Origin of the sequence: Endozoicomonas sp. ALC013 (assembly GCF_049310205.1) — a bacterium.
Lineage (GTDB): Bacteria > Pseudomonadota > Gammaproteobacteria > Pseudomonadales > Endozoicomonadaceae > Endozoicomonas.
This window is the reverse complement of the sequence record NZ_JBLYNS010000067.1, coordinates 15,341-27,075: the sequence shown is the minus strand read 5'-3', so window position 1 is coordinate 27,075 and position 11,735 is coordinate 15,341. Positions and strand designations below refer to the sequence as shown.

At 46.6% G+C, this 11,735-nt stretch carries 8 protein-coding genes; 4 read left to right on the top strand and 4 right to left on the bottom strand.

Annotated elements, in window-relative coordinates; translation table 11 throughout:
* Window positions 1-25 precede the first annotated feature (25 nt).
* Window positions 26-2,245: a hypothetical protein gene (locus ACO6V1_RS13525; RefSeq protein ID WP_422443971.1), complete on the bottom strand. Its 2,220-nt coding sequence runs from the start codon at window positions 2,243-2,245 to the stop codon at window positions 26-28.
* A 457-nt stretch (window positions 2,246-2,702) separates the two neighbouring features.
* On the opposite strand from ACO6V1_RS13525, the gene ACO6V1_RS13520 reads away from it, so the two are divergent.
* Window positions 2,703-3,107 (top strand): helix-turn-helix domain-containing protein, encoded by a 405-nt coding sequence (locus ACO6V1_RS13520; RefSeq protein ID WP_422443973.1) that lies wholly within the window; start codon window positions 2,703-2,705, stop codon window positions 3,105-3,107.
* Between the two features lie 154 nt (window positions 3,108-3,261).
* Here ACO6V1_RS13520 and ACO6V1_RS13515 read toward each other — a convergent pair whose 3' ends face one another.
* Window positions 3,262-5,766 (bottom strand): hypothetical protein, encoded by a 2,505-nt coding sequence (locus tag ACO6V1_RS13515; protein WP_422467187.1) that lies wholly within the window; start codon window positions 5,764-5,766, stop codon window positions 3,262-3,264.
* Between the two features lie 290 nt (window positions 5,767-6,056).
* Here ACO6V1_RS13515 and eutH point away from each other — a divergent pair, with 290 nt between their 5' ends.
* The 3 genes from eutH to ACO6V1_RS13500 all read left to right on the top strand — a co-directional run bounded on the left by eutH (window position 6,057) and on the right by ACO6V1_RS13500 (window position 8,699).
* Entirely contained in the window at window positions 6,057-6,308 is a 252-nt protein-coding gene (gene eutH / locus ACO6V1_RS13510; protein ID WP_422467189.1) for an ethanolamine utilization protein EutH, read from the top strand.
* A 136-nt stretch (window positions 6,309-6,444) separates the two neighbouring features.
* Entirely contained in the window at window positions 6,445-7,071 is a 627-nt protein-coding gene (locus ACO6V1_RS13505; protein ID WP_422443977.1) for a hypothetical protein, read from the top strand.
* A 119-nt stretch (window positions 7,072-7,190) separates the two neighbouring features.
* Complete coding sequence (locus tag ACO6V1_RS13500) at window positions 7,191-8,699, top strand: tyrosine-protein phosphatase (protein WP_422467185.1); 1,509 nt, start codon at window positions 7,191-7,193, stop codon at window positions 8,697-8,699.
* On the opposite strand, the gene ACO6V1_RS13495 is transcribed toward ACO6V1_RS13500, so the two are convergent.
* Entirely contained in the window at window positions 8,683-9,555 is an 873-nt protein-coding gene (locus ACO6V1_RS13495; RefSeq protein ID WP_422467183.1) for a helical backbone metal receptor, read from the bottom strand. The two genes, ACO6V1_RS13500 and ACO6V1_RS13495, sit on opposite strands and share 17 nt — an antisense overlap.
* A 79-nt stretch (window positions 9,556-9,634) precedes the next feature.
* Window positions 9,635-11,557: a hypothetical protein gene (locus ACO6V1_RS13490; protein ID WP_422467181.1), complete on the bottom strand. Its 1,923-nt coding sequence runs from the start codon at window positions 11,555-11,557 to the stop codon at window positions 9,635-9,637.
* Window positions 11,558-11,735 lie beyond the last annotated feature (178 nt).

Below are 11,735 nucleotides of genomic sequence, written 5' to 3'. Positions count from 1 at the left end.
AATTTGGCAAAATAAGGCGCAATTCTTAACCACCTGGTACGTTGGCAGGAATTTTCCAGAGTAACGCAATGCCAGCTTCTGAATGGAAAGGCTCTTGCCGAACATCGTTGCAATAAATCACTAAATGTTCACTATCAGGGCTAAATTTGGCATGTTGAATGGGATAATCCACTATTATCTCCTCTTTTTGTTTCCATTTGCCATCATCACCGATGCCCCAGAGTTGCACAAGGCCAGACTGGTCTGTGTCTTTCCGGTTTATTTTGTTGCCATAGGTCAGAAAATGGTTTTCCAGTGCATTGAAATGGGCACCATGGATGCCATAGGCACCAGGTTCTGTCACGGCCAGTGTCGTCCACTTGCCATTGTCATCGCACCCCAGGATGGCAGCAGTGGTGTCCTTGCTAAAGGTATAGGCAAAGCGCCCTGAAGTAGAAAACCGGGCTTCACGAATTTCCAGCAGATGTTTAAACGCCAAAAGCTCCTGCCATTTGCCCTGGCTGTTGAGACCATGAATTTTTACGGTCCAATCACAACCGCGGGTCAGCACACTGTCCTCCTGAGCGTTGAAGGCAGCATAGTCAATCCCCGCCAGGTGATACACCCTGGCTTTCTCAACCAGGTTACCTTCCTCATCATCCCCCCAAATGCAGGCGAAATTCGATTTATAGCCATAGCTCAGAAGAAGATTCTCTGAGGGGCTAAAAAGCGCTTCACGACTGGCGTGATGGACAAAGGTCTGGCCTTGATCCAGGCGATCATCAGGACTTTTGCAGTCCAGGAGTTTAAAAGAGCCACCGCTTTCAAAACGGGCCAGTATTTTACCCCCGGATGGGCTGAATCTGGCATCTGAACAACAACGAATTTCTGCTTTTCCTTCCCAGACACCATAAGCATTGTAGCCAGAAACTATAACTGTGTTGTCTATATCTTTGGTCAGCGCATAGTGCCCGGTGGCATTGAACAAGGCTCTGCAAACCAGGTTGGTAATATGTTGGTTGTCGTCGGTTATGATCGTCGCAGGATGACAGATTTCCCCGATCTGTGACCAGTTCCCATCGACATCACAACCCAGAAAGATGGTCTGGTTACCCCAGGTGAAGATCACAGCGTGTTGCTCATCATCACTCAGCTGGGCACTGGCAATGTTCCCACCGCACTCAAAGACCTTTTTCTCCTCCAGGCAGTTGCTTTCATCATTACAGGCCCAGATGGTCACTTTTGAGCCCTGGTAAGTCAGGAAATAATCGTTTGTGGCCTTAAGAGGTGGTTGCTGTGGCCCGGTTTCCTTATAGTGAAGGATCTCTTTAGGCTGGGTTAGCGGGATCCACCGACCGTTGCTATCCTGGCGCAATACGTTGATTTTGCCGTTCTGTGGGTCGTAGGACATAATTTTGTTCTGCCCGGGGCTGAAGCCTGCCTCCATCCGTGGATAGTCTTCATCATAGGGGGTAAGCGCAAGCACCACCGCCTCCTCCCAACGGCCATCGCTGTTCAGCGTACTTACCTTGACACTGCCATCGTAGCTGCTGCTCAGAAGCGTATTTTCAGACCTGTTGAGCTCGTAGCGATAGATAGAAGCAGAGTCTTCAACATCCCCTTTTTGCAACCAGTTGCCATCCGCACCTTGTCGCCAGATCTTCAGCCTGAAATCGCCCCCATCGTTGCAACCACGTATAAGCAGGTTCTTGCTCATTGGGCTGAAGCTGGCTTCAATAATATGGTGATCGAAACAGGCCGCCAGTTGAAATTCCAGATAATTTTCCTGGCATTGGAAAATGTCAGCCTTCGCTGGATCGATATTGCCCGCATGCTTGTTATTCAGCGCAATATCCTGTAACAGCCCATCATTAACGGCTGCGATGCTAATGAGCTGTTCATGCTGATGTGATGCATCTCCCGGAACAGCGTCTGAGGATGGCATCATGGAAATCTTAAGCCCGATAATTTCCAGCTTACGCTGACCGATAGCAGTGATGATCGACAACTCGGGAGGTGCATTCCGTTTCAACCGTTCCAGGGATTTGAGCTGCTCCGGTTCAGAGACTTTTGAAGCATATTTGTTATAGGCAGCCACTGATTCAAAAAGGGGTTTCAGGTTATTAAATAACTGCCATTCACCGGTTTCGATTTTGCTTGCGGCTGCCCTGCTCAGCACACGACCAAAAGCAATCACCTTTGTTTGTGCTTGCGGACTTTTCCAGGCTTGGCAGATGTTCAGACATTTTTGCGCTATTGGTCCCATGATAACTCCGGTCATATTGGCACAGGGATTAAATTTACACCGCCATGAACCGGTAGCATCCTGTGATTGAGTAAATCGTCCACCATTACTGGTCGGAACATTCAGTATCTGATCAATAGATCAGTCAATTTGGCAAAAGTTCCTCCCACTGAAAAAATAACGACCAGCTCCTGACATTTTTGGGACTTGCAGTCCGAAAATGAAATAAGAAAATATTACAATCCGCCAACTTGTTTTTTTATATTGTTCTTTATCTTGTTTGTTTTAGTTTCACTAAAAGGGTACCCCCGCGAAACTAAAGGGGGGTATTTGTCTTGCATACCCCCCGTTTTGGTCTATCTTTTCCACGCAAGAAAAAACCCGGCTCAAGCGGAGTATGCAGCTCCTCACCGGGTTTTCCTATTCATACAGCGAACCATTACTCCGTGTGAGTGATAGCTCAGGGATCAGTATAGACATGATTTCGTTTGCGTACACAATCGGGATAGGTATCTTGATACGGGTCAAAATTAATACCAGTGGTATGGATAAGCTGAACATGACACAGAAGTTTCTGCTGGTCGTTCTGGCGACGTTCGCTAACTCTGAAGGGGAGTGTTGGCCGAGTCAGGGGTTACTGGCTAAGCTTCTTGGCGTGACCACTGGCACAATCTGCACAAGCCTGAAAAAATTGGAAGAAGAAAAGTTTATTGAGAGCTTCCCGCGCAAGACAAAACACGGTGGCACTAACACCAAGCTATACCGGATGCTGTTTGAGCCGTTTGTGTTCAAGCAGGTCAAAGAGCAACATTACAACTGCTTTGGCCAACAGGTCGACGATCCCCGTATGCGTGATACGACATGGGCAGATGGGCTGGATTGACAACAGAGATCAGCATGGACGATTTGAATAACAACACGATAAAATTTATTTGCCGTTACCTCTTTGCAAAAAAGAAAAATATTCAGCCCTCATTCCCAGGGCCTGTTGACGTTTCGTTGCGTGCTCGCAAAGAAACGTCAACTTCAGTAACACCTCAAGTGTCAGCTGTTTCCGCCAGGCTGCCAGGAATTTTCCAGAGTAACACCGTACCGTTTTTTGAACGAAAATATCCCCGTCGATCATCGTTACACTTGATCAGTAAATGATCGCTATCAGGGCTAAATTTGGCCTTTTTCACGGGGTAATCCAGTTTTAACTGCTCTTTTAATGCCCATTTTCCATCATCATTTAAGCCCCATAGTTGCACAAGGCCTGGCTGGTGCTTGTCTTTTATGTTTATTTTTTTGCCATAGATCAGAAAATGGTCATCCAATCCATTAAACTGGGCGCCTTCAATGGAGTAGCCATCAACCAGATTTGTCATCGCCTGTTTCATCCATTGGCCATCGTTGTCGCGTCCCAGGATACACGCGGTTCCGTCCAGGCTAACGGTATAGGCAAGGTGCCCTGAATCGGAAAAACAGCATTCGTGAATCTGTCTTTGATGTTTAACCACCAACTGTTCCTGCCATTTGCCCTGGCCGTCCAGGCCCTGAATTTTTACCTCTTGGCCAATACCCCTGGTCAGCACACTGTCCTCCTGAGCGTTGAAGGCCGCATAGTAGACCCCCCCTCGGTGAAATGCCTTTGCTTTCTCAACCAGGTTACCTTCCTCGTCATACCCCCAAATACGGGCAAAATTCGACTCAACACCGTAGCTCAGAAGAAAATTCTCTGACGGGCTGAAGATGACTGTTTTACTGCCGCTGTGCTCACAGGTTTGAACTTTATCCAGCCGACCACCATTACTGCTGCAGTCCCAGAGTTTAAAGCTTTTATAGGTCCGTCTTATGTAGCCCTCGCAACAATTGTCGCTGTGCTCATCAGGGGTCTGACCTTGATCCAGCGGGTCATCAGTCTTGTTGCAAGACAGAGGTTTGTAGAGTTGGGCCAGTAATTTGCGCCCGCAGGCACTGAATCGGGCATCGGAACAATCCTGAATTTCAGTTTTTACTTCCCATGAACCGTTTTCGTCATAACCAGAGATAATCGCTATATGATTTGAATCAATACTCAGTGCATATTGTCTGGAGGCATTGAAGGATGCTTTGTGAATAAAGCCTGTGATAGGTTCGTTACTGGCCTTTGAATAACTTTTAGGATGACAAACCTCCCCGATTTGCGACCATTCGCCATCGCCATCACACCCCAGAAAGATGGCCTGGTCCACACCGAAGATCACAGCATACTGCTCATCATCACTCATGTGGGCACCCCAAATCCACTTACTGCGCTCAATGACCTTTTGCACCTCCATGCAGTTGCTGTCATCATTAAATGCCCAGATGGTCGCTGTTCCACCCCGGTAAGTCAGTAAATTATGATCCGTGACTTTGAAAGACGGCTGCTGTGGCCCCCTTTGCCGACGGTGACTGATCTCTTGAGTCTGGGTTAGCGGAGTCCACTGACCGTTGCTATCCACCGGCAGTACCTTGATTTTGCCGGCCCAATAATCATAAGTCATAATCTTGTCCTGCCGGGGGCTAAAGCCTGCGATCACCGGCTCATAGCTTTTGCCTCTACAGCAGGGGCTGTGCTCAAGTACCACCGCCTCCTGCCAAAAGCCATTGCTGTTCAGCTTACTCACCGTGACTATGCCTTCGGAGCTGGTACGCAGTAATGTATTTTCCGACCGGTTGAATTCGAAACGAAAGCTATGCTCCCTGAACTTCCCGTTCCGGGACCAGTTGCCATCCGCAGTTTGTCGCCAGATGTCCAGAATACGATCGTCCTGACTGTCTAAAGCATCGATAACCAGATGCTTACTCGAAGGGCTAAACCTGGCTGCACTGACATAATGACCGAAGCTGATCACCTTTTTGAGTTCCAGATAATTGGTCTGACATTGGAAAATGTCAGCCTTCTTTGCGTCCATTTCCCCCGATTGACTGTTAAGAAGGGCTGCGCCCTGTGACTTATTAAAAGGTACTATCGAGTCGCTATTTGCAGTAGTGCCGGAAACCCGTGCTGTCGATGCTTTTTGGGAGGCGGATTCGGTGTCTGAATCGTCCGTCGATGATTCGGTGTCTGAATAATCCGATGATGATTCAGTGTCTGAGACGTTCGTTGATGGCCTGTTGAGTGAGGCAAATGCATTAACACTGTTTGCTGGAACAGCACCTGCTGGCACCGTGGCCTTATCTGCTGATTCAGGCTCGATACTACTATCATTATTATCATACGTATTATTATCGAACGGTGTATTCGATTGGTCATGCTGTTGCAATGCACCGTCCAAACCAACGTCTGACGGCTGCGGCATCGTGGAAATATTCAGCTCAATGCTGCGCTCGTCAATGGCGGTGGTTAGCGTCGCGTCGGGTGGTGAATCCAGTTTCAGCTGCCCCAGGGATTCGACCAGCTCCAGTTCCGGGATTTCTGAGATTTGTTTGTTGTAGGCAGCCACCGATTTATGCTGTGGCTTCAGATCATCAGAGAACTGTCGTTCATCGGTTTCTATTCTGATTGTGGCTGCACTGCCTGACGCTATTGGTTGCATGGTAACTCCGGTCATATCAACACAAGGATTGAATGTATGCGGCAATGGATTAGTAGTACTCTATGTTGGTTTATGGTGGTTTAGCCGTCCTCTATTACTTGTCTGACCATACAGAATTTGGGTTATAGATCAGTTAATTCGACAAAAGTTCCTGCCCTTAGGGATTTTTATACCGCTCAATTTTATTGATTAACGTCAATGAATTGAGTGAGACTGACTTGCGTCAGGTCATAAGTATGCCGTCCCGCCACTGATAGCCTTCGCACACTGATACGCCGCCTGGAAATAACCTGCTTTCTCCAGCTTCCGGGAGCTATTTCAGAATCAAAAGCAATCGCAGTTTTGAAGTCTTCGGTAAGGGTGTGGTTATTCTGATCACTGCCGCCCTGGCTGCCGCAGTGATTGAAGCCCTGACCGGTTTTGTCGTTATTCCGGGTATGGCACCATTCTCTGATGGTGTTGCCACCGTTGGTCACATTGCCATTCTGGTGACCAAAAATATGGCTGAGCCACAGGCTAGCCTGAAAGCGAAACACGCTTAATCCCCGATGCAGGTCGGCTTCTGCACAAGCCTGCCTGCCCCATCAAGCTTTGCAGTCTCAGCAGGCGGCTTTCTTCGGAAACCGGCCTTCGCCTAATGCCTCTGAACCGGAACAGCCATGCGCGAAGAAATTCTCAGTGCCGGAACTGATGCTTGGCATGCCTGCCGGTTTAACGGCCGCAACCGGCATGGATGCCCTGACCCACGCCATTGAAGCCTTCCTGTCCACCAATGCCAGCCCTGTTACCGATGCCGTAGCCAGTAAGGCGATCAAGCTGGTTGCCCAATATCTGCCCCGTGCGGTCCACGATGGCTCTGACCGGGAAGCCAGAGAGCAAATGGCCTACGCCCAGTATATGGCGGGTATGGCGTTTAACAGCAGCGGTCTGGGTTATGTTCATGCCATGGCGCACCAGCTGGGAGGCCGCTATGGCCTGCCCCACGGACTATGCAATGCCATTCTGCTTCCCCATGTTATGACCTTTAACCTGCCGGCATCTGCTGAGAAGCTCTCGGATATTGCCCGCTATCTTGGCTGTGAGGTGTATGGACTTGGCGCTCAGGAAGCCGCCATACTCGGGATTAAAGAAATTTGTCGCCTGCTACTAGCCATTGGCGTACCAGCCAGCCTGACTGAGCAGGGCGTCAAGGCAGAAGATATACCGGAGATGGCCATTAACGCCCTGAAAGATACCTGTGCAGCAACCAACCCCAGGCAGGGAACTCTGGCAGACGTTGAACAGATCTTTAAAAATGCCCTTTGATGTGACATTTATTGATCAATAACAGGGTCTCCATGAGGCCCTGTTCATTTTCCAGTCAAATTTACTGACCAGCACGATGCTATAATTTTCAGATCATTTAAGGATTACGGAAGATTATTATGAGCAGCAACGGATTAGGTTCGCTTACCCCATCACAAATCCATCAAATCAATAAGTTAGCATCCAATCAAGATTCTGAAAAAGATGTACTGGTGGCTCAATTCAATGGTAAGGAAATTGCGTTTACTGCCATAAGACCAAGGGTCAACTCTGAAGCCAACAAGGAAAAACCTGTGGAAGGTTCTGATTTAGCGGTAAAAACCCTGGGTTTAAAGGATCGTAAAATCTCACCAGCATTAGCAAAAAGGCTCATTGAGGCCTATAAAAAAGTATCACCGCCTGATGTAATCTTCGTCGATCCGAACGATGTTCGCCTCCTTGTGAATCACGTCGATAATAGCGTTAGTACTCAGCCACCAGACGAGGATGCAACATCCAGTCTTGATAGCATTAGAAATCGAAGAAGTTCAGCCAATACACTGCATTCTGGCTGGGGGTCAACCACCAGTCTCGACAGTGGCTACAACAGTGTTTATGGCAGTACGGAATCTCTGTACGATGATGTGGCATTGCCCCGGGACATAACAACGTCAACTCTCTCAGAAAAAGTGACCGAATTAATTAACAGGAAAAATTATCCGGGCGCACATTTGCAAATGCGTGATGAGAGTTTGGCGGCCATTAAAGGTAAACATATTACCAATGGACGCTGGAGTAGATTTGGCTTTAGCGATGAGTCAGTATCAAAAGTACCTTTGCCGAAAAAAACAGCCTTAACAATTGATGGCAATCATATTCCCGCCAATAATATCGAGTTGACCAATGCCAAGTATGTCGCCATTCAGGCACCTCGAGCTAAAGCACAAATGTCTGGAGGCGATATCTGGCGAGCAGCCCTTGACTCGGAGTGCAGTGTAATTTGTGATCTGACCAGAGAAAGAGAAAAGTTCGAGGTAAACAAAGGAGGACCTATTGCTTCGTATTACCCAACCGGAGAAATACTCAATGACGACGGCAAAGTCAATGGCAAGGTCGATGGCAAAGTCGGCGACAAAGTCGACCGTGAAATCGTCTTTGATAATGGGATTAAAGTGAGATACCAGTCAAAACAACAAAAAGCTGGGTATTCAAAAATAAGATATGAGGTGACTGATCTCATTACTGGCGAAACCCGCCTTATACGAAGATATCATTATACTGGCTGGCCGGATCACGGAGTTCCCAATGAAACAAACGGTCAAGACTCTCTGCTCAGGTTTGTAGAAGCAGTGCGCAAACATCAGACCGGGGACGACTATTCAGACAAAACAATGGTGCATTGCATGGCAGGCGTTGGCAGAACCGGAACGCTGATTGTGTTAAATGAAATCTACCGGGACATACTCTCCGGAAAATATCAAAATAAAAAGGAACTGGATCAGGCAGTATTCAAGACTATTCAACAAGGCAGAAAAGACCGGGGACCCGCCTTTGTTCAAGCAGTGGATCAGATCAAACTTATCATGGATACCGTTCATACATGGTGGGATAAGCGAGACAGGGGAGAGAACATTATTCCCGTGATCTAGCACTAATCTCTTCGTTCAGCGCCATGAAGTAATCAGCAGCCAGACGCAAATGGCTGCCGGTCCAGCAAAACATCTCACCATCCACCAGCCGGGTACTGGCAGTCACACCCAGCTCGGCAAATTCCTGACAGTGCCGGTCTTTAAACGGAAAGGGCTCTGAAGACAAGAGCAGCAAATCTGGCCCGGCTGTTTTTAGCTGTTCGATGGTGATCTCCGGGTAACGCTCCAGATCAGCAAAGACGTTTTCCATCCCGCAAAGCTTCAGCATCTCATTGATAAACGTATTACCGGCAGCAACGCGATAGGGCTTCCTCCAGATAAAATAAGCCACACGCAGCGTCTTTCCCGAAGCCAGTCGTGCCATTTTGCACCTGATGTCGTTGACGATTTTGTCGGCATTGTGTTCTTTGTTGGTCAGCTGACCAACGGAGGTGATCATGGCCAGGGCATCATCCAGGTTGTGAATATCACAGACCCAGGTTGGGTATTGCTGTTGCAGCCGCTCAATGCCCTCCCGGTAGTTCTCCTCCTTGTTACCGAGGATCAAATCCGGCTGCAAGGCATCTATCGCCGCAAAATCCAATGTCTTGGGACCACCGACAATCATTTTTTCCTTGCGTGCCCGCCCGGGATGAACACAGTAGCGGGTTACTCCAACAATCCGGTCTTCCAGGCCAAGATCAAACAACAGCTCTGTCAGCGATGGCACCAGAGAGATAATTCTCACTGGCTTGTCACTGACGTCTACTGAATACTGCATCTGATCAATAAACTGGCGGGACATTTTTGAGGCCTCAATGGTTTCAAGACAGTAAAAAGCCCACTTACCATAGGCAAATGGGCCTTGCTGTATCAAGTAAAAGCGCGTTTTAAAGCAGCTTCTGGAAAAACTCTTAATGATTCAGGAATTGCCTGTTTTTACCGTTGAGAAGACTTTATCTGGATGGATTTTGCTTTTCAGCCTGCATATAGGCAATTTTAACTGCCATGAAGTGAGCAACTCCGGAAAACTCTGTTTTCGCCACTTCCAGCATTTTTTGCCGCTCTTCTTTGAGCTTTTGCTTTTTTGACTTAAGCCTGAGAAAACGACAGCTGTCTTTTGAGGTTACTGACGGTAATAAGTCAGGCTCAATTCCACGCCAGATACAGTCAAAGGTTGTTTGATGAATTGTTTTAAGCTCATCATTAGCCAGGGTTCCCAAAATTGGATCTATCTGATCATACAAGTCAATCAAAAACTGCATATAGAAATTTCGCAGTTTTTCCCGCTGAGAATCTGACGTTATTATGGTATCCGAGGGCAGTACAGCCTGTTCACTGGATTTGGGAAATCCTTCTTTGTCCTTAACATTATTAACAATCTGACTGGCCAGATCTCTATAGAATATCAGTGGATCCTTTTCCTTCATGCCTGATCGAAGTTCTAAAAATGCCTTTTCTACTGAAAAATCCAAATCCCATTGATCCTGGCTGACTCTAACACGTGGTAACTCTTCAGGGTCAAGCTGAAAGGAAGGATCTGCTATTATTAGCAATTTCAAAATACCCTGATGCATTCTTATTATTTTCCTGCTTTTAGTATCACTATCACCCACCAGAACATCACCGAACATTGTTTTCAAAACGACCTTAATAGAACTATCAGGAAGCTGTTTATAATGACAATAAAACTCTGAGAACTTATTCTGTAACTGTTCAGCCATTTTAACAAGCTGAAGGACTTCACCCTTTTCGTTTTCGGTAAGCGTGCTTTTCAGGTAAAACTTTTGAAACCTCTTTTCAGCAATTCCAAATGCCAGATTAAATTTAGCGACAGCCTTTGTATACGCTAATGGAAAATAGTGCTCACGCTTCTGAAACTCAGGCATACGTTTTACCGTGCTTTCCAGAGAGCCACACTCATCAAGAAATTTCCAGAAGTTTTCTGCAACAACAGGCCAAATGGCATCTCGCAAGGCCTCTCCTCTCAGGGTTTTAAACCTATCTTCCCCAAGAACCAGTTTCATAACATCCGGAACCTGCTCCAGATCCATATTCACGTCTCTAATCAAATTGTACGGTTCAGACAGCCTGACAAAAGACTGTATATCCGTGATAGCCCTCATGACAAAGCCCGGGTTCAGGGTACCATTCTGGTAGGGCTCAACTTCATGAAATCTTGTTGCCCGATCACTCAGAGCAGCTCTGAAGGAAAATATTTGCGTTAACTGGCGTTGAATCTTTTTCTCTGGATTGATCGATTCAGAGCAAAGTTCCTGACTTAATTTGGCTGAGAGTAAAACGATCTTATGATTTTTCTTCTTTCGTATCGCTTTACGTGTAAACCGGCTTCTATCAAATGGAGATTTGGCAGGCACCTTAACTTTATCTTCTGAGCAAGATTCTTCCTGGTCGACTTCAGGAGAAAAATGACATTTTTCAAATTTATCAACCACCTCAGCCACTGCAACTTCATCATCATTTTCGGGAATGGGAGCATTTTTCAATTCTGTTATTTTTTTCTGGCCAGCCCTTTCTTTAAAGGACTCAATACGTTCCGGGACAGAAATACCAACCTTATTCAGATTCAGCCCTTTATATTCATACAAAGCTTCATCGTCATTTTCTCCAGCATTCGAAATATAACCGGAATCATTAGAAGCTATTGAAACACGCCACTGGTTTGATCGTACCAATAAATTTTCCGCATGGTTATCATTTAATCTGACTGCCTCAGAAAGATGGTGAATTACTTCATTACTTTCTGAAACGGACATACCTGAAAAACTATTATCTTTGACACTTTTACTCTGGCTTTCCCTGCCGGGACGACCATCATCATATGATAATAAGCCATTATCATTTCCTTCTATTTTCATAGCAGCCTCCCGGTCCCTTCATTAAAAATTTTACCGGATGCCGGACAGTTAAATAAGAGTTTCATATGAATCTATTTTCAATCAATTGTAAGAAAATCAATACTCTATAATCAATAATCAATCAGCAGGCTATAAGAGTCCAGCATAAAATTGCACAGCAATATGAACCCTTATCTCC

Bases quoted from the DNA above. Each gene is read 5' to 3' on its own strand.
- ACO6V1_RS13525 (WP_422443971.1), bottom strand. From the start codon at position 2,245: ATGGGACCAATAGCGCAAAAATGTCTGAACATCTGCCAAGCCTGGAAA.
- ACO6V1_RS13520 (WP_422443973.1), top strand. From the start codon at position 2,703: ATGATTTCGTTTGCGTACACAATCGGGATAGGTATCTTGATACGGGTC.
- ACO6V1_RS13515 (WP_422467187.1), bottom strand. From the start codon at position 5,766: ATGCAACCAATAGCGTCAGGCAGTGCAGCCACAATCAGAATAGAAACC.
- ACO6V1_RS13500 (WP_422467185.1), top strand. From the start codon at position 7,191: ATGAGCAGCAACGGATTAGGTTCGCTTACCCCATCACAAATCCATCAA.
- ACO6V1_RS13490 (WP_422467181.1), bottom strand. From the start codon at position 11,557: ATGAAAATAGAAGGAAATGATAATGGCTTATTATCATATGATGATGGT.